Raw genomic sequence first — 18685 nt, 5'->3', positions numbered from 1 at the left:
GCATGAAGCACAACGATCGCGCTGCGACGGCGACCGCGCCCACGAAGCGCCGCAATAGCTGGTGGATGGCGATATGCATGGTGACCGTGTGCGGCGCGAACCACGCGCAGTCGTCCGGTTCGCAGAACATGGAAGAGCGCCTGCGTGCGCAACTGCGCGCCACCACCACCCAGCTGCAGCAGGCGCAGGCGGAGCTTGCGCAGTTGCGGGCAGGGGCCGTCGCCGCAAGCGGTCCCGCCGGCACGGCGCCTGCGGATGAACTGCAGAAACAGCTGGCCGAAACGAAGGCGCAGCTGGCCATGGAGCGGGCGAGGGCGCAGCGGCTGGAGAGCGCCCACTCCGCGATGCGCCGCGATGCGCAGTCGATCGCCGAACAGTCCTCGCAGTATCGCGACAACAACGCGCAGCTGCTCAAGAACGTCCAGGCCGCCGAAGCCGAACGCAAGCGGCTGGCCGCAGAAACGCAGCAGCAGGGTTCGGCGCTGCAGCTATGCCAGTCGAAGAACGAACAGTTGTACGCATTGGGACAGGAGGTCTTGCATGCATACGAAACCATGGACCTGGGCACGGTGCTGTCCGCGCGCCAGCCGTTCGCCGCGAAGGCGCGGGCGAAGTACGGCGCGCTGGCGCAGCAGTACGGCGACCGGCTCTACGAGGGGCGCTTCGATGCGAAGCCCAGGAGCGCCGCGACGCCGACACCCGATTAGCACCACGGCCGCGGCAGCGTCGGCCGTGCGCATCCACGCCGGCCGCCGCGTCCGAATGGGCGACGTCTCGCGGTCGTGCGCATCACTGCGAGGTGATTCATGAGCGAACCTTTCGTCAACATCCACGATTTCCGCAAGAAGCTGGAGGAATACCTGCTCTACGCGGAACAACCCGTGGTGATCACGCGCCGGCAGATGCCGGTGGGCTACTTCATCCCCGCCAAGGTCTGGTACGGCCGAGGCAGCGCCGAGAAGCTCCGCCAGCTGGTGGCGGTGACGCTGGAAGCGGCCGGCTACAGCGAGCAGGACGTGGACGAATCGATCGAGGAATTCATCCAGGTCAGCGCCGAGAACATCAGGAAACGACTGGAACATGACTGAACTGCCCCTGTTCTACCAGCGACCCGTCCCGCTCTCCACGCAGCGCCACGCCGCGTGGCGCCTGAAGCCGGGCAACCTCGACTTCGCCGCGCAGTGCACCGCGTTGCCCGTGGTGACCGACGAGTTCGCATCGGCATCACGCTCGTACCCGCTGCTGTTCTCCGCGCAGGACGCGATGCCGCTGGTACTGCTCGGGCTGGAGCGGCGCAACCTGTTCGTCGAGGACGGCGAATGGGCGAAGGACCATTACGTGCCCGCCTACGTGCGCCGCTATCCGTTCGTGTTCGTGCGCACGCCGGACCAGGACGGATATGTGCTGGCCATCGACGCCGACTCCGGGCGGGTCGCGGAATCCGGCGACGAGGGTGTCGCGTTGTTCGAGGCCGAACAACCCTCGGCGCTCACCCGCCAGGCGCTGGACTTCTGCAGCCGGTTCACTGGCGAACACTTCGCCACGCAGGCGTTCACGCAGGCGCTCAAAACGCACGGACTGCTCGCATCGCGCGACGCCAGCGTGACCTTGCCCGGCGGACGCCGCGTCAACGTCACCGGCTTCGAGGTGGTGGACGCGGAGAAGTTCGCCGCATTGCCGGAAAACGTGGTCGTGGAGTGGCACTGCAAGGGCTGGCTTGCACTGGTTCACTTCCACATGGCGTCGCTGTCGCGATTCAGCAAACTGCTGTCACGACAGAGCGCGCTGGCGCCGGCAGCCTGACGCATCAAACGCATCGAAGACTTGCGCCCCATGCCGTCATTCCCGCGAAAGCGGGAATCCATCTGGCCGCAGCCAAGGCCGCTTCCGTAGACGCGAAGCCCAAAACTGGATCCCTGTTTTCGCAGGGATGACGACAACGAGAACCTGTCATTGCATCCGTAGCCCGGGTAAGCGAAGCGCACCCGGGATTGCGGCCAATCCAACCCTGGTTCGCTCAGCTTGCCCGGCCATCGTTCCTGCGAACGCCGTCACCTCGCGCAAGCGAGATTCCACTGAAACCAAACCGACTTGCGTCGCGCAACGCACCTGCACGCGCGCTGTATTCAATTCGTTACAGCCGGTTCAAGAAAGCGCATTCAAACCTTCCACGAAAGTGCACAAACGGGGCTCATGTTGGCGTGGCGCCGAAAGGATTTTCGGCGCTTCCTTCGCATCACATGTCATCCAAACCCTCGTGAGGAGATACATCGTGTATAGCAAGCTCATCGTGCGCTCTCTCGCCGCTGCCGCCGTCATGATGACGGCCGGCTCGGCCCTGGCAGCCGACCTGTATGGCGGCGGCGCGACCTTCCCGGCCGTGCCGTACCTCGGCGACGACTACCTCGACACCACCCCGGACGCCCGCCTGTCCACCAGCGCAGGCAACCTGGCCGGTACCAACGGCAACGGTTCCAACGCCACCGAGGCCGGCCTGGGTGCCGGTTCGGTGTTCGCCACCTACTCCGCCAACTCGGGCCACCGCGTTTCGTATTGCCAGACCGGTAGCGGCTTCGGCAAAACCCGGCTGAACACCAACGGCGCCACGGGCGACTGCCGCGACTTCAGCGACTCTTCGCCGCAGGGCCTGAGCGCCGCGTCTGCCACGCCGGACTTCATCGGTACCGATTCGCCGTACAGCACCAGCGACTACACCGCCTTCCGCGCCGGCGCCAACTCCGCCAAGCAGGGCGTCACCCAGATCCCGACCATGATCGGCGCCATCGCGCTGGCGTACGACGGCAACGAAGCCCCGCTGCTCAACCTGTCCACGGAGCAGGTCTGCAAGATCTATTCGGGTCAGATCACGACCTGGAACGCGGTGGCGGGCAGCACGCTGCTGGGCCCGATCAAGATCGTCTACCGCAGCGACAACAGCGGCACCTCGTTCGCCTTCACCAGCTACCTGGCCAGCAAGTGCAATGGCAATTACGGCGTCGCGGCTGGCTTCTTCTCGCCGAACCAGAGCTTCGCCACCGCCGCCGCCAACGCGTTGGCCCTCTATGCCAGCACGGCGGCTGTGAGCGGCAACAACAACGTGGTCAGCAACGCCGGCGCCGCCGGCAGCCTAGGCCTGGGCTACGCCGACTTCGGCGAGGTGGCCAACCAGGGCGCCAACTTCGCGCGGGTCAACGGCTACAACCCGCAGAACTTCGGAGACATCGACGGCAACGGCACCGACAGCATCGCGCTGGCCACCGGCGACCTGTTGCGCGGTTACGTCCTGAACGGCGCGACCGAGGCGGCCATTTCGACTCTCGGCTTCTCGCCGGCGATCCCGACGGCCATCCAGAACTGCATGTTCGTCGTGAAGCCGTCGATGACGATCTCCGATCGCTATCCGATCGCCGCGGTGACCTACCTCAATGCGTATGCCCGCAGCAACGCCCAGCCGGCTGCCCTGAAGGGCCTGTTCCAGGCGTTCCTGGCTCATCCGCAGCTGCCGGTCGGCTTTGCCTACATGGATGGCAACGCTACGCACGCGTCGTGGATCAACGTCGCTGTCAACGGCCCGGCCACCGTCAACTGCCTGCAGTAACCGCACTGACGAATCGGCCGGGTCACAGGCCGTTCGGGAAGTAAAAAAAATCCCCCGGCCTACGCCGGGGGATTCTTTCGTGCAGCCTTACTCGCCGCAGAAGCAGGTGGCGTTGGCCGCCGTCTTGCCCGCGCTGAGGCCGGCGACGTAGAGCGAGCATTCGTTCTCGACCACGTCGCCCTGGCCGGCCACCGGACTGGCTTCGTCCTGGCACACGCCGACGCCGACGCCATGCTTGTTTGCAAGCGTCGTGTCGCAACTGGCGACGGCGATGTCGCGATTGGCGGTGCGGCCGGTAGCCGCGGCCGCCACGATGGCGCCCGGCTGGCCGATGCCGGCACCGAACACTTCCACCTTCCTGCTGCCGGTCGGGCAGGCATGGACCGCCGAGCAGAACGCGTCGTCGGCTTCGCCCTGCACCGTGGCGAACAGTTGCACGACACCCGGGATGGGCTGCACGGTCTTGCAGGTACCTGCCTGCGCCTGGCCGGACACGAAGGCGGATGAGACGAGCAGGGCGAAGACCGCGACGGTCTTGATCGTATTGCTGGACATGACGTTCTCTCCTGGTTGGGTTGCGCGCAGCTGCGCGTCGGAAGGGGAGTGCCGGCATGCCGCGATGCATCGATGACTCACCGGGATCGCGCAGCGGACGGTTCGAGGCTTTCTTCTCGCGGTGCCGGCAAGCACGGCATTCCCCGACTGTGTTTTCTAGTCGCGCAGCGTGTCCGGACCGAGAACCGGGTGTAACGCTTCGGTCATTGGTGGGCGACGGTGGAGTGGAGTGCCCGCCGCCTCCGGTGTGAACTTCTTCAGGGCATAGGAGCGAGCTTGCTCGCGACCCCGCGCCTTGCGCACGGCTCAAACGCCCCGGTCGCCAGCAAGCTGGCTCCTACGAGCCCGCTGCGAGCGGGGGCGACGCAGGCCATGCGTCGCGTGCATGCGATCGCTGCGCATTTCCGAGTGACGCGGGGCCTTCGTCGATTACCGCAGGACAGGTATCGCACTGCGCCCGGTGTGCGTGCAGATGCGCGGGCCACCAAGCGCGATCGTCTGCGTCAGTTGCCATGCATCGTTGACGGCCTGGCCTTCGGTGGGTTTCGCGCATGCACCCGGGTAGGTGCGAGCGGGCACACAAGCGGGTTCGCACGGGCACCGTTGTGGGTTCGCGAGGGCACCCGGATGGGTTCGGACGGGCACCGTGATGGGCTCGCGCAGGCGCCCGGATGGGTTCGAACAGGCACGGGGATGGGGTCGCGCAGGCACCCGGGTGGGTTCGAGCAGGCACCCGGGTGGGTTCGAGCAGGCACCATGATGGGTTCGCGAGGGCACCGAGGTGGGTTCGAACAGGCACCCGGATGGGTTCGCGAAGGCAGTCAGACGGGTTCGCGCAGGCGCGCGAGTGCCCTCGCGTGGGCACACACGTGCCCGTGCGAAGCCCCGGCGGCATCAGACCGCCTGTGGCTCATTCCCTCGCCAGTTCCAGCGCCTTGTCCAGCGCCTGGTCGGCAGGTACTTCGATGTCCGGGACGATGCCGGTGCCTTCCCAGTCCTTGCCGGTGTCGGGGTCGTAGGTGCGGCCGACCGGGATGAAGGCCACCAGCCCATCGCCGATGGGCTCGATGGCGCCGAAGTGGTTGGCGCCTGCGGTGCGTTCGCCGATCAGCGTGCCGCGATGCGTGCGCTGCAACGCCAGCGCGAAATGCTCGCCGGCCGAGCGCGTGCGCCTGGAGGTCAGGTAGAACACCTTCGCCTTGGCCAGCGCTGCGCCGGCCGCATCCGGCACGGCCACGTGCTGGCGCACCTGCAGGTGGTCGGGGCCGGGCGCGTCACGCAGCGTGTTGCCGCCGGTGGCCGGGCCACCGCGCGGGCCACCCTTGGGGACGGCCATTTCCACCAGCACCGTCTCGCGATCGAACAGTGCTGGGAACAGTGCGTCCATCTCGGCCAGGCCGCCGCCGCGCGACAACGTGCGCGTGTCGACGATGATCGCCTTCGCGTCCGCGTAGTCTCGGATGAACTGTTTGATTTTCGCCTGCGACGCCGGCTCGCCGGCGAACTGGTTGAAGCGGATGTAGGCGACGCCGTCCGCGATCCAGCGGGTCTCGGCCACGCTGGGCAGGTCGAGCGGCGCGAACGCCGAATTCCGCGCGGCACCGTTGAGCGGTGCAGCATTCGCCGGCGCGCCGGGCACGCGTGGCCCGGGCCCTGCCGGCGAAGCACCGGGTGACGGATCGACGTCGACGCGCAGATGGCCGTCGGGCGCGACGGCCTGCAGATCCCTGGTCAGGCGCTGCGCCATCGCCTTCGCATCCTCTGCGTCGTCGTACCTGCCCGCTGCCAGGTTCGCGCGCAGCATCTGCGCATAGCGTTGGCCGACGTCCGGATAGACGAACCGCGTTGACAGCTTGTCGGCCAGCGTTTCGATCGCCCGCGCGTACGGGCCTGAACCCTGCACTGCCTCCGCCAGCGGTGCGGTCATGGCGAGCGCGGCGAGGCCGAACACGGCGAGCCATCGGGGCAGGAAGCGGAGCGAATCGGGCACGGATTGCCGAGGCATGATGGGTCGCCCTTGGTAATGGATGGGTGTCGATACAGATGCCGGTTCCAGGTGGAGCGTCGCAGTCGCTGGAGTGGCCGCGGCCGAAACCCGATTGGCTACGATTCCGCAGGTCCGCTAACCTCGGCGCAATCCGGGGGCGATCGGTGCCGACATGCGTGGTTTGTACTCCATCGCGATAGTGGCGCTGCTCGCTCTGGGGGTGACGTCTCCCGCGCTTGCCACCAGCTCGCTTTCGTTCGAAGGCGAGGGCTATTGGATCGACATGGAGATCGGACACGACGTCGCGCCGGTCGTCTCCACAGTCCGGTTTCATCGGCCAGGCGACCGGACGTGGGTCACGGTCGTTCGCAGGGACCTCACGGTGGAAACCTTCGATACCCAGCGCAGGATCCTGGTGATGCATTACCGCGGCTCGCAAGGACCAGACGCCGTCGATCCGTTCACGCTGTCGGTCCACGGGGAGCAGGCAATCCTGGGGACAAGTGGCAGGAAGATCGCTTCCAGGTTCAACTGGGAAATGTGAGCCGGCTGCCGCTCCACATCCACGTTGAACTGCGCGGCTGATGCAACCAGGGCGTTGAAAACGGCACGGAACGAAGAACGGAGGGGGGCTGGCAATGAGTACGACGAGCAAGGCCGTCGCCATGGTCCTGATCGCACTGGTCTTCGCAGCCGCCCTGCCGGGAATCGCTTACGTTGCAGGCCTGATCCTGGTGAGGGGGCGTCCGGCTCCGGTCGAAGCAGCCGTACTGGATCCGGCCGCACGGGCGCACGCCATTCGCGCATGCCGCGAGGCCGCGCCGCTGCGGATGCGGCCGCTAAACCCGTGGCATGTCAGCACACGCTTCCTCTCCGACGACCCGCTCGGTTGGGAGCCGGGCGAATACGCCGCCTCGCGTATCGCAATGAAGCACAACATCGAACAACTCGCGGGCGGACACTTCCGCTGGCACGTATCGAACACCGCGCTGACCATCTGGATAACCCGCCACTGGTCGGCCGAACAGCTCTATGCAACCGCGCTGCATCACGGGGTGTGCGGGCGGCCAAGGGCCGGCGCGGCTGCAAGTCTCGGGGCAGACGCGTACACAATCCTCAGGCAGGCAGGGACATGCTGATCGAGAAAGCCAGGATCCCGAAAGGATCGAGTTTCGTCCTCCGCTCCAGCGCCATGGAGGAGGCCCTGCGTGCCGGTGCGATCGTTACCGAGGTCCACCTGCACCATGTCGGTCCCGGCATCTTCTTCGACGCGTGGTTCTGGCCGCCTCGTCCAAACGTGCCACGCGAGCGCTTCTTTGTTCGCGCCGGATGCGTACCCTCGCATCAGGCACGACAAGCACGCGAGTACGTCGAGTCATGCGTGTTGCCCGATTTCATTCTCTGGGCCAGCCAGATCCTCGCGCTTCCGCCCAATTCACCCGTGCGGCGTGGCGACCAGACGTTCTTTCGCGGGTTCCCGGTTGATGAGGCCGCGCCGGGCTCTTAAACACAGCCAAAGTTACGAACGACTCGGGCCAGGACGCCACTCCGACGCGATAGTCCAGTTGAGGAGCGCGACAGACCCTGGAGCGACCGACAAGAACACCGATTTCAACCTCGGTGTCGCAGTCATTAACTGCGGTTCGCACGCCGCATAGTGGCTCGGCCCAACCAGCGTGGTCGATGTCCGCGCCTGGCCGCTGGCGGCGTTAGTGCGGGCTAGCCCACGCACGGGGTATCAATGTCCGCTTCCGTCTCAAAAGCGGACATCATCCCCGATCCGAATCGATCGTTATTTGGCGCGCAAGGAGATCGTGAGCACGGTTTCCCCTGCCATGTGGCCTGCGCTATCGAGACGCGCGCTGGATGTCCAGGGCCGGCCTTCATCGTCCCGGAAGGTCCAGTGTGCTGCGTCCAACCTTAGATTAGGCTCGCCCCAGTTCCCGTAGCTCGACAGCAGCGATGCGATCTGCTTCAAGGTGCTCGTGCGCAGCTGCTCAGTGCCAAGCAGAAAAGAGATGGTCCAGTGATCGGCATCGCCCGAGCTCTCGATGATCTTGTGCACTTTTGCGAATGCGCCGAGTTTCTGGTCCAGGAACATCGGTAGATGGCGGAGCGCCTCGGTGCCCGGCCGATAGCCCGCGTCGGGACGCCAATCGTATTCGAGCATCTGGGCAACGTACCGCGCCTTGGCGTCGCCCTCGAGTCGCGCCACGACATGCAGCGCGCCATCGATTCCCGCCGAGAAGCCGCCGGTGGTGATGATGCGGCCAGTGTCCACCACACGCTGGTCCCGCACCACGTGAACGGCCGGGGAATGGTGCTTCAACGCAGCGACGTTGCCGCGCGTGGTCGTGGCCGGAAGGCCATCGAGAAGCCCGGCATGCGTGAGCACAAATGCCCCGTTGCAAACCGACATCACGTGCTGCGAACGTGCCGCTTCCTGCTCGATCCAGCTTAGGGTCGCCGAATCCATCATGGTGTCATCCACGTCTCCACCCGGTACGACGAGCACGTCGGCGTGTGGCGCGTTGGCGAACGTGTATCGCGGCACCACCGTCAGGCCTGCCGACGCCTGCACGGGCGCTGCGGCTGCCGCAACGGTAAAGGTTTCGTAGCCCGCGACATGAAATACCTGGGCGGGACCCGTGAAATCGATGTTCTCGACCTTGTCGAATACGAGGATCGCGACTTTGCGGGTCGCGATTTCTGATGCGGCGGTGGCCTGTGGATTCGCAAGCATCGCGGCGAGTAGCCCGGCGATTAAGAGCCGGCTGAAAGGTACCTTCATGGACACGCTCCTGTTTTTGGATTGGGTGGCCGATTGCGGCGGACAGGCGCGCCCAAGGACGCGCCGACGGCGCACGTGATGTGCTTGGGTAAAGGGGGGCGACGGTGAAGCCGCGCTCGGTGAATCAGCCCGCTTCGATGGTCCGGTGACTGGAGAAGCGATCGCGGTACGCCTTCGGGCCCACGCCGAACTGGCGCTGGAATGCACGGCGCATGGCCTGCTCATCCTGGTAGCCGGCCTGATCGGCAACGGCCTTGAGCGGGAGTTCACTGACTTCGAGCTGGCGGCAGGCAGCTTCCAGGCGGATCGACTCGACCATCTTCGCCGGCGTGATGCCCATTCGAGCGGTATAGGTTCGCGCGAAAGTCCGTGAACTCATGTGCATCCGCTCCGCCAGCCGGTCGACGGTGAGGTCGAGGCGCAGATTGGAGGCGATCCATGCGTGCAAGTCGCCGAAGCGCTCCGGGTCCTTCAGCTGGGCCGACAGTGGTTTGCTGAATTGCGATTGGCCGCCGGAGCGTTTGATGAACATGACCAGGCGACGGGCCGTTTCGATCGCCACTTGATGTCCGAAATCGTCTTCGATGAGCGCGAGCGTCATGTCGATGCCAGCGGTGACGCCTGCGGATGTCCACAACGACCCATCGCGAACGAAAATCCTGTCGGCGTCGACGTCGATGTCAGGATGACTCTCGCGCAAGCGCGATGCCCACTCCCAATGCGTGGCCACCCTCTTGCCTTGGAGCTGCCCAGCTTCCGCCAGCAGGAAGGCGCCCGTGCAGACCGAGCACAGCCGTCGAACTTCCAAGGCGCGCCGGGCCACCCAGTCGATCAACCTCCGGGGTGCGCTGTAGGTTTCGCCCTTGCAACCGCCGGGCACTATCAACGTGTCGATTGCGCACCCGTCCAGCGAGTCGACTGCAACGGTGGCGATCGCGAGGCCAGAGCTCGTGGTGACCAGTCCGCCATCAGCGGATGCCACGATGGTCTCATACTGCTTGTTCGTGGCCGCGTCTGCAAGCCTGCTTGCGGTGGCCAACGCCTGCAGCGGCCCGCACAGGTCGAGCACGTTCATGTGCTCATAGGCGAGCAGCACGACCCGGCACGAAGTTGCGGAATCCAACGGATTCGCATCGGTGCGGACAATGGCCATGGTTATCGTGCGCTCCCGCGTGCGACCGGCGACCAATGCACGTCCGAACGGACGTTCGGGAGGCGGGAGTGCATCCTGCCGCGGGTCACCATAGCTGAAGATCGCTTCTGCACGAGGGTACGCATATGACTCATTGCCTGTCCTGGGACCGGCGGCTGCCGTTGATCCCATAGTGGCCCCGAAGATCTTGGCGGAACGGACAGCGAACTGTCATTTTCTGCCAAGCAGGCACCCGGCACAATTGGTGACCCTTTCGTCACCCGCTACCTCAGTCGCTTTTATGGGGGCGGTGATCACCCTCGCGATCTCCGCTCGCCGCGACGCAACTGCTCGCGCCCTCCGCGAAGGCGCTCTCCTCAGGTGTTGATCGCTTCACTCGATGTCCGCTCCCGACCGATGCGGACGTTCGGCCTGGCGTCCCGATATCCACGCCCCATCGCTGGCAACGTGATGCACTGAAAAACGTGAGCGCCTGAAGTGGAGGTGGAAGTTCCAACGCTCCCCGACGAACATACGTATCGACGACGTTCGGGTATGCGTCAGAGGCTGCGTCAACGCGATGCGGGCGCAAAAAAACGCCCCGGAAACCCGGGGCGTCAGTTCCTGCAAACGTCCGGGATCAGGTTCCGGTGAGCAGGGTGAGGTTGTAGTTCTGCAGGATCGGCAGCAGCGGCTGGTAGAAGCTGCGGGTGCGGTTGTTGGGCTGCTTGCCCTTGCACGTGCCGCTGCCGCCCGACAGCACGCCCTGCGCCTGGCCGGCGCCGGTGATGAACGAGCCGCCCGAGTCGCCGCCTTCGGAGCAGGCGGTGGTGCGGGTCAGGTTGAGGATCGTTTCACCGCTGCTGTAGTTGACGGTCTGGTTCTTGGCTTCGATGGTGCCGCAACGCCAGCCGGTGGTACGGCCGGAGCGGCACACCGCGGCGCCGACGGCGGCTTCGGTGCTGCCGCGTACCGTGGCGTCGCCGCTGCCATAGCCGTACACGCTGGGCGAGAGCGTATGGCCTGCGTCCACTTTCACCCACGCGTAGTCGTTGCCGGTCTGCCCCGGTGACGGGAAGCTCGACGCGACGAACGAACCGATCTTCGGTCCCAGCGTCCACTGCGAGGGTTCGTAATAGGTGATCTCGCCGGCGTCGCCGCAGTGGCCGGCGGTGACGTAGCCGCCCTGCGTGACCGGGAAGCCGACCGAGCACGCGTAGAGATAACCGTCGCCAGGATTGCGCAGGTAACCCAGGCCGCCCTTCAGGTCGACGCGCAGGCTCGGCTGTTCTTCGGACGTTTCCAGACGCACGGTCTGCGCATCGGCGCCGCTGGCGGCGATGAAGTCGATGCCCGCCTGCTCGCGGCCCTTGCCGACGCTGACGACCAGCGTGTTGCTGGGCAGGTCCACGTACCAGCCGTACACGCCATCGGGCGCACCGGAACGCGCAAGCGCGGCATCGAGCTGGCCCTTCGATGCGTCGAGCTGCGCGAGGCTATGGCGCGCATTGCGGATCTCGATATCGGCCGCTCCCTTCTGCGAACGCAGCGAGGTGGTCGCCACGACGACCTGGAACTTGCCGTTCGCCTTGCGCTCGATCCAGGTACCGGCGAAGTTGCGCCCTTGCGCCTTGGCGAGCTGCTTCTCCTGCAGGTTCGCGAGGCGTTCTATCTTCAGGTACTGCGCCAGCTGGGCCGAATCCAGGCCCAGATCGCGTTGCATTGCCGCGCGCACGGCCGCGGGCAGGTTGTCGGGCGTCGCTGCGGACGCCGACATGGCGGCGATGAGCGGAAGAGGCGAAAGGACATAGAAGCCGCGTTTGACCCACGAAGCAAACTTGCGCATCTGCATTTACCCCAAATGGTTGAAGGTTGGTCGCAGGACCTGTGCTGGGTCGCGGTGGCTTGCGCCGCAACGAGCGAAGCTGGCCCGGCCGGCCGATGCTGCTTTCGCATTTGCAAGGACGATGTGAAAACGCCCCACATTCAGGACAATCCGCGGCTGCGCCGCGCGCGGGATGTGACCGGAGCCCGCTTTCACAGGCGAATGGTGTGTCGGAATGAGGTTAAGCGCGCGACTGAATGCGCGTCGCCATGTCGGCCGCGTGACTGGAGCTATGACGAAAGCGCCTGCAGTGATGCGCATGTTGATGCGATTGACCGATCGCGCAAGATTCGGTCCCGACAGCTTCATGTCTCGTGGGTTTCAAGCGATTCGCCGCCCCAAGCGACCGACTTCGCACAACTCGCGTCATCGATCCGAAACATGGCTGTCGCGTCGCGTCAGGTTCGACCATCGTCGATACGCGGTGCAGCAAAAATGAAATGAACGGCTCCTACCATGCCGGCCGCCACCCATGGGTGGCGTTTCTTTTTTCTGCCGGCAGGAATCGATGAACCGTCATCACGCGCGCAACAGGAACCGACTCGCCCTGGCCATCTCTTCGTTCGTGGCGCTGGCCGCGTCCGGACCGGGCATGGCGAACGACGCCGACATCAACACGCTGGAGTCCGTGCAGGCGGTGGCCGATTACGGTTATCAGCCGGTCGACGTGAAGCAGGCTGCGCCCACCATCGTCGACTCGGTCACCTATGACGACATCGAGGCGCCGACCGGCGACAACTCCATCGCGTCGATGCTGATCCAGGTGCCTGGCGTCAGCTACGAAGGCGACGGTGACGAGCCACGCTACGTCACCGTGCGCGGCGTCTCGTCCGACCTCAACGTCACCACCATCGACGGCATCACGCTGGCCACCACCGGCGAGAACGGCGCCGGCACGCGGCGCGTTAACCTGCAGCTGGTGCCCAGCGACATTTCCGAGCGCGTGGACGTGTACAAGGCGTTCACCGCCGAACAGGATGCCGCGGCCATCGGTGGCGCCATCGACATCGTGACGCGCTCGGCGTTCAACAGCGCCAATCCGTACTTCATGGTGGACGGTTACGGCATCTATTCCACGTTCGAAGGACCCGAAGGCGAGAACGCAGGTGGCGCCGGCAAGTCGCACTGGGGCAAGGGCCTGAAGACCGCGTTCGCGCAGCGCTTCGGCAGCGAAGACCAGTTCGGCATCGTGTTCACCGCGCGCTACCAGGACCGCGTACGCAACTCCAACAAGAACTGGACCGACGCGCGCACCTACTTCAACACCGAAGGTCGTCCGATCGCCTACCCGGACCCGGCGCTGGGCTGGGACGGCCGCAACTCCCTCACCAAGTTCGCCTATGGCGACTACAGCAACACGATCACCAACAAGGGCGCGTCGCTCAAGTTCGAATGGCGTCCGCGCGACGACATCCGCTCGTCGATCATGGGCTACTCGTACAACCGCCGCGAGTCGTCGACGATGAACTCCACCGACCTCATCGGCAGTCCCAACGAGGTCACCGAGCGCACGCAGGACACCGGCCGCGTCGGCGTGGACTACATCCAGTCGACGCTGCGCTACAACCAGTGGGACCGCACTGCCAGCGGCCTGATCTCCGCGCTCGACTGGCGCATCGACGAGCTGTCAGAGCTGTCCTTCCGTGCCGGTTACACGCGGGAAACCTACGCCGACCTCGAACCCTACGCGCAGGTGCGAACCACGCCGGACAACCAGTACTACACGTACTGGATGGACCAGTTGCCGCAGATGACGTCCTACATCGGCGACACGCTGTCCAATCCGTACATGCTGCGCACCGCGCGACTCACCGACAACCACGCCGAAGAGAACGTGCTGGACCTGCGCGTGGACTACGGTTTCAACGCAGGTCCCGGCGCGATGGGCTTCGGCTTCAGGACAGGCGTGGAATGGCGCCGCCTGCGGCTGGGCAAGGACGTCCACAGCCTGCGCTACGTCGCAACCGGCGACATCAGTGACTACATGTACAACCCGGGTTATTCGCACCACGGGAGCAACGGGCTGGTGGTGCCGTGGCTGAACTACGACCGCTTCTGGCCGGCGGTGCCTGGCATGCTGCGCGTGGACCAGGCCGCGACACGCCAGGCCAGCGCGATCAGCGACTACCGCTACGAAGAGGACGTCGCCAACGCCTACCTCTCGCTGCGCTACGCCACCGATGCCACGCAGTACATGGTCGGCCTGCGCTACGACGACACTTCGTTCGAGGGCCGCACGCCGCTGACCGTGGATGGCGTGCTGACCAGCCAGTTCGCGCGGCCGAGTGGCGACTACCGCAGCTGGCTGCCGTCGTTCAACGTGGTCCATGACCTCAACGAGCACTGGAAGCTGCGTGGCGCGTTCAGCCGCACCATCGGCCGCCCGACGCCGGGCGACATCGCGCAGGCGGAGAATGAGACCTGCGGCGAGGACACCAGCGGCTGCACGATCACGCGCGGCAATCCCGACCTCAAGCCGCGCCGCGCGAAGAACTACGACGTTGCGCTGGAGCGCTACTTCGACGGCGGCAACGCGCTGGTCGCGCTGACGGCGTTCCGCAAGGAGATCGCCGACGACATCTTCACGCTCACCACCGACGTGGAACGCGACGGCGTGGTGGACCGCATCCGCCAGCCGATGAACGCCGACGAGTCGATGGTGCAGGGCCTGGAGCTGTCGCTGGTCAACCGGAGTTTCTCGTTCCACGAGAACCTGGGCGCCGCGCTCAACGTCAGCCGTCTGAACGGCGAGATGAACTATGTCGCCGACGCGGGCCGCCGCACCATCGACCGCGTGCAGTACCAGCCCGACTGGATGGCCAACCTGACGCTCACCTACGCCATCCCGGCCATCCGCGGCACGGCGCGCCTGTCGGCCAATTACCAGGACGACTACCTGGCGTCGATCGGTTCCAACGCCTGGAACGACAAGTTCTTCCGCCACAAGACCACGGTGGACCTGTCGTTCTGGCACCAGGTCGGCGACCGCTGGACGTTCAAGTACGAGCTGGACAACGTGCTGGACTCCAAGCCGCAATGGTTCTACGGGCGCGACGTGTACGGCACGCTCTCGCAGGAAGACGAGTACGGCCAGGGCGCCTACTTCCACGTGATCTACGCGCTGGACTGAGCCGCGCCACGCAGCGCGGACATCGCCACTCCTTCATCACCGCGCCGCCAAGGCAGCGCCCGAACGCACGGTTGGACCATGATCGACTCACGACGTCGCCGCCTGATGCAGGCCCTCGGTGCCGGCACCGCCGGCGTGCTGTTCGCGCCCGGCCTGCTCGCAGCCACGCCGCTCCCACGCAATGTGCTCGAGAAGCCGACGTTCGAATGCGACCCGTTCACGCTCGGTGTCGCGTCGGGCGAACCGGCGGCGGACGGCTTCGTGATCTGGACGCGACTGGCGCCGCAACCGCTGGAGCAGGGCGGCGGCATGACGATGCGGCCGATGCCGGTGAAGTGGGAGATCGCGCAGGACGACGCTTTCCGCCGCATCGTGCGCAGCGGTACCACGCTGGCGCATCCGGAGCTCGCGCACTCGGTACACGTGGAGGTCGAGGACCTCGCGCCGGGCCGACCCTACTGGTACCGCTTCATCGTCGGCGATGCGACCAGCCCGACCGGCCGCAGCGCGACGCTGCCTGCGGCGGATGCGCGCGTGGATCGCGTGCGGTTCGCCGTCGCCGGCTGCCAGCACTACGAGGAAGGGCACTACACCGCGTGGCGCCGCATCGCGGAGGAGCCGCTGGACTTCGTGTTCCATTACGGCGACTACATCTACGAAGGGCCCGACAACGGTCCGGGCGAGCGGCGCATGAACGGACGTCCGTTCACGCCGCTGCGCCGCCACGTCGGCGGCGAGATCTATTCGCTCGACGATTACCGCCGGCGCCACGCGCTGTACCGCAGCGACCGGGACCTGCAGGCGGCTCACGCGGCCGCACCGTGGTTCGTGAGCTTCGACGACCACGAGATCGACAACAACTGGGCCGGGGAGATCGACCAGGACGGTACGCCGCGGGAGCTGTTCCTGCTGCGCCGCGCGGTCGGCATGCAGGCGTTCTACGAGCACATGCCGCTGCGTCGCGCATCGCTGCCGGTCAACGGCCGCATGCGCATGCACCGTCGCGCCGCATGGGGCGACCTGCTGCAGACGCATTTCCTCGACACGCGCCAGTACCGCAGCGACCAGGCCAACGGCGACCGCGATGCATTGCAGGACGAGGTCGTGCGCGCGCCGGAGCGCAGCATGCTGGGGCAGGAGCAGGAACAGTGGCTCTACGACGGTCTGCGTCCCGACCAGCGCCGCTGGCACGTGATCGCGCAGCAGGTCGGACTGGCGAACCTCGCGATGCAGCCGCGCGGACCGGGCAGCGAAGTCACGTATTCGATGGACCAGTGGTCGGGTTATCTGGCCAACCGGCGCCGCCTGCTGGGCCACATCGAGCAGGCCGGCATGACCAACGTGGTCACCGTCAGCGGCGACGCACATCGTCATTTCGCCAGCGACCTGCTGCCCGACGAAGGCGCGCCGCGCGTGATCTCCACGGAGTTCCTCGCCACGTCGATCACGTCCGGCTCGGATGGCACGGGCGAGGAGGACGACTTCAACCGCACCACCCGCAGCCTCAATCCGCACCTCAAGGCGATGACCGACAAGCGCGGCTACGTGCTCTGCGACGTGAACCGCGACGTCTGGTACGGCGAGTTGAAGGTGCTGGACCGGGTGATGGTGCCCGACGAGCCGGTGAAGCTGCATGCCCGCTTCGCCGTCGAACGCGGCCGGCCGGGATTGCAGCAGGCCTGAGCTTCACGACGGGTCGCTGGGGAGGGGGCAGAAGCATGAGGCGCAACGATTCGAGTCCTCCCCCTGCTTGCAGGGGGAGGTTGGGAGGGGGGCGTGAAACGCGTCAATGCCGAACTCGCCGCGCTGCGGCTCGAACCCCTCCCCAACCCTCCCCTGCGCGCAGGGGAGGGAGCAGAGGCAGAGCACAAGGCGCCAACGATTCGACTCCTCCCCCTGCTTGCAGGGGGAGGTTGGAGGGGGGCGTGAGGCCGTCATCGCCGAACTCGCCGCGTTGCGGCTCACCCCTCCCCAACCCTCCCCTGCGCGCAGGGGAGGGAGCAGAAGCACCAGGCGCTAGCGGTTCGACTCCTCCCCCCTGCTTGCAGGGGGAGGTTGGGAGGGGGTTGTGAGGCGCGCGAGCGCCGACTTCCGCGTTGCGGCTCTAACCCGTCGGGGCCGTCATCGGCGCGATGCTAACGTCGACTCGAAACGGAGCGGACATCAGGCGCGCGATGTTGGCCAGGCTTCGCAGCTGGGCGAGGGAACTGAAGCAGTCCACCCTGGTGGTGTACTTCGCTGCGCGCGACGTACGCACGCCTTGGTGGGTGCGTGTCCTCGCGCTGCTGGTTGCGGCCTACGCGCTGAGCCCGATCGACCTGATCCCGGATTTCATTCCGGTGCTGGGCTACGTCGACGACCTGCTGATCGTCCCGCTGGGCGTGCTGCTGGTGCTGAAGCTGATTCCGCCCGAGGTCAGGCGTGCCGCGAAGGAACAGGCGCTCGCCGTCGTGGACAAGCCGACGAGTCGCGCCATGGCGGCCGTCATCGTGGCGACTTGGGTAGCGGTGGCCGGCGTGCTCGGGCTGTGGGTCTGGCGACTGCTTCGCAACTGACGATCCGCGCGGCGTTTGCCGCATTGCGATCCGTGCGGCAGCGCCGATCACTCCGGGACTACGGGCCGTGACGGAACCTGCAGGTCCCTGTTACGAACCTCGCCATCGATGCCCGTCCTGCTCACTCCCGACCGCCGCTACATCGTCGTGCGCGGCCGGTTGTGGCGCGCGGCCAATCCGGCGCTCACGAGTGACGAGCGCGAGGCGCTCACCCGGCGGCTGATGCATGCGCGGCGCGAGGTGGCGGCATCGAAGCGGACGGCGGATGCCCAGCGGCTGGCACGGGCACGCGCGGAAGTCGATGTCGCGAAGGTCGCGCTGGGCGAGCGCGGACCGGTGTGGTGGACCGACGGTGCGCCGGATCTCAACCGCAAGCTGGCGAAGAACACGTCCTACGCGGCGTGGTACGGGACGGCGAAGCACGCCGGCGGGGACGACGACGGCAGATAGGCCACGCAGGTGGAGCCGACCCTCCTCGGACAGATCGCCAAAAGAAAAGCCCGGCCGGAGCCGGGCTTTTCGGGTATTGCGTGGGTCAGTCGCTTAGAGCGGCTGGACCTGGTCGGCCTGCAGGCCCTTCTGGCCCTGGGCAACGACGAAGGAGACCTTCTGGCCTTCCTGCAGGCTCTTGAAGCCCGAGGACTGGATCGAGCGGAAGTGCACGAACACGTCCTCGCCGCTCTCACGGCTGATGAAGCCAAAGCCCTTGGCGTCGTTGAACCACTTCACGGTACCGGTTTCACGATTCGACATCGTTGTATCTCTCTTGAACAAATGGAGCCGCATTTCTCACGGCGGAAAGCTGGTTGCAAGGAGAACGGGTGCAACGTTGTCGTGAAACTTTACCGACAGCATCGGGCCACGATTCAGGGTGACCCTTGGCGAACTCAGCCCGTGCACAGTAAGCGCGCCTGCCCAACAAAGCAAATGTTTTAGGCCCTGGCTGTTCAGCTTGGGCCCGCGAGCCGACCGATTCCGCTGGCCGGCGGCCCCACGAGGGCCGGCTCAAGCGGCTCCCGCGGGACCGCGGTCACCGTTGCGTCATGAGCCCT

Annotated in this window: 17 protein-coding genes; 11 read left to right on the top strand and 6 right to left on the bottom strand. The window is 66.0% G+C overall.

The window, feature by feature from the left end; translation table 11 throughout:
• The first annotated feature begins 2 nt into the window (after window positions 1-2).
• The 4 genes from VFE83_RS13530 (at window position 3) to VFE83_RS13515 (ending at window position 3598) form a co-directional block, all read left to right on the top strand.
• On the top strand, window positions 3-707 hold the full coding sequence (locus VFE83_RS13530) for a hypothetical protein (protein WP_324906991.1): 705 nt from the start codon (window positions 3-5) through the stop codon (window positions 705-707).
• A 99-nt stretch (window positions 708-806) separates the two neighbouring features.
• The gene (locus tag VFE83_RS13525) at window positions 807-1088 is read left to right on the top strand and encodes a type II toxin-antitoxin system prevent-host-death family antitoxin (protein ID WP_324906989.1); all 282 of its coding nucleotides are present in this window, start codon (window positions 807-809) and stop codon (window positions 1086-1088) included.
• Window positions 1081-1803, top strand: a complete 723-nt coding sequence (locus tag VFE83_RS13520; RefSeq protein WP_324906987.1) for a SapC family protein — start codon at window positions 1081-1083, stop codon at window positions 1801-1803. The genes VFE83_RS13525 and VFE83_RS13520 overlap by 8 nt, the downstream gene beginning before the upstream one ends.
• Window positions 1804-2272: 469 nt before the next feature.
• Window positions 2273-3598 (top strand): PstS family phosphate ABC transporter substrate-binding protein, encoded by a 1326-nt coding sequence (locus tag VFE83_RS13515; protein WP_324906985.1) that lies wholly within the window; start codon window positions 2273-2275, stop codon window positions 3596-3598.
• An 87-nt stretch (window positions 3599-3685) separates the two neighbouring features.
• Here VFE83_RS13515 and VFE83_RS13510 read toward each other — a convergent pair whose 3' ends face one another.
• Both VFE83_RS13510 and VFE83_RS13505 read right to left on the bottom strand, forming a co-directional pair.
• The gene (locus VFE83_RS13510) at window positions 3686-4153 is read right to left on the bottom strand and encodes a hypothetical protein (RefSeq protein WP_324906983.1); all 468 of its coding nucleotides are present in this window, start codon (window positions 4151-4153) and stop codon (window positions 3686-3688) included.
• Window positions 4154-5063: 910 nt separating this feature from the next.
• Window positions 5064-6143 carry a S41 family peptidase gene (locus VFE83_RS13505; protein ID WP_324906981.1) on the bottom strand — a complete coding sequence of 360 codons (1080 nt, stop codon included), beginning with the start codon at window positions 6141-6143 and terminating at the stop codon, window positions 5064-5066.
• Between the two features lie 169 nt (window positions 6144-6312).
• Between VFE83_RS13505 and VFE83_RS13500 the strand changes: the two genes are divergently transcribed.
• The 3 genes from VFE83_RS13500 (at window position 6313) to VFE83_RS13490 (ending at window position 7647) form a co-directional block, all read left to right on the top strand.
• Window positions 6313-6684 carry a hypothetical protein gene (locus VFE83_RS13500; RefSeq protein WP_324906979.1) on the top strand — a complete coding sequence of 124 codons (372 nt, stop codon included), beginning with the start codon at window positions 6313-6315 and terminating at the stop codon, window positions 6682-6684.
• 94 nt (window positions 6685-6778) lie between these two features.
• Window positions 6779-7279, top strand: coding sequence for a hypothetical protein (locus tag VFE83_RS13495; RefSeq protein WP_324906977.1), 501 nt, complete (start codon window positions 6779-6781; stop codon window positions 7277-7279).
• The gene (locus tag VFE83_RS13490; RefSeq protein WP_324906976.1) at window positions 7273-7647 is read left to right on the top strand and encodes a hypothetical protein; all 375 of its coding nucleotides are present in this window, start codon (window positions 7273-7275) and stop codon (window positions 7645-7647) included. The genes VFE83_RS13495 and VFE83_RS13490 overlap by 7 nt, the downstream gene beginning before the upstream one ends.
• Before the next feature lie 285 nt (window positions 7648-7932).
• Here the strand turns inward: VFE83_RS13490 and VFE83_RS13485 are convergent, their stop codons facing one another.
• The 3 genes from VFE83_RS13485 to VFE83_RS13475 form a co-directional block, all read right to left on the bottom strand.
• Window positions 7933-8931 carry a DJ-1/PfpI family protein gene (locus tag VFE83_RS13485; protein WP_324906974.1) on the bottom strand — a complete coding sequence of 333 codons (999 nt, stop codon included), beginning with the start codon at window positions 8929-8931 and terminating at the stop codon, window positions 7933-7935.
• 124 nt (window positions 8932-9055) lie between these two features.
• Window positions 9056-10084, bottom strand: coding sequence for a GlxA family transcriptional regulator (locus VFE83_RS13480; RefSeq protein ID WP_324906972.1), 1029 nt, complete (start codon window positions 10082-10084; stop codon window positions 9056-9058).
• Between the two features lie 619 nt (window positions 10085-10703).
• Entirely contained in the window at window positions 10704-11840 is a 1137-nt protein-coding gene (locus VFE83_RS13475) for a S1 family peptidase (RefSeq protein WP_324906970.1), read from the bottom strand.
• A gap of 616 nt (window positions 11841-12456) precedes the next feature.
• Here VFE83_RS13475 and VFE83_RS13470 point away from each other — a divergent pair.
• The 4 genes from VFE83_RS13470 to VFE83_RS13455 all read left to right on the top strand — a co-directional run bounded on the left by VFE83_RS13470 (window position 12457) and on the right by VFE83_RS13455 (window position 18083).
• Window positions 12457-15078 (top strand): TonB-dependent receptor, encoded by a 2622-nt coding sequence (locus tag VFE83_RS13470; protein WP_324906968.1) that lies wholly within the window; start codon window positions 12457-12459, stop codon window positions 15076-15078.
• A 78-nt stretch (window positions 15079-15156) separates the two neighbouring features.
• Complete coding sequence (locus VFE83_RS13465; protein ID WP_414674747.1) at window positions 15157-16761, top strand: alkaline phosphatase D family protein; 1605 nt, start codon at window positions 15157-15159, stop codon at window positions 16759-16761.
• Between the two features lie 491 nt (window positions 16762-17252).
• The gene (locus VFE83_RS19510; protein ID WP_414674746.1) at window positions 17253-17633 is read left to right on the top strand and encodes a YkvA family protein; all 381 of its coding nucleotides are present in this window, start codon (window positions 17253-17255) and stop codon (window positions 17631-17633) included.
• 108 nt (window positions 17634-17741) lie between these two features.
• A complete protein-coding gene (locus VFE83_RS13455) occupies window positions 17742-18083 on the top strand; it encodes a hypothetical protein (protein ID WP_324906966.1) in 342 nt (113 codons plus the stop codon).
• A gap of 93 nt (window positions 18084-18176) precedes the next feature.
• On the opposite strand, the gene VFE83_RS13450 is transcribed toward VFE83_RS13455, so the two are convergent.
• Window positions 18177-18386: a cold-shock protein gene (locus VFE83_RS13450; protein WP_324906964.1), complete on the bottom strand. Its 210-nt coding sequence runs from the start codon at window positions 18384-18386 to the stop codon at window positions 18177-18179.
• Between the last annotated feature and the right edge of the window lie 299 nt (window positions 18387-18685).

This window comes from Lysobacter sp. (genome assembly GCF_035655815.1).
In the GTDB taxonomy this organism is placed as follows: Bacteria; Pseudomonadota; Gammaproteobacteria; order Xanthomonadales; family Xanthomonadaceae; genus Lysobacter_J.
Note: the sequence above shows the minus strand (reverse complement) of the source record. Positions and strands in the feature narration are given on the sequence as shown.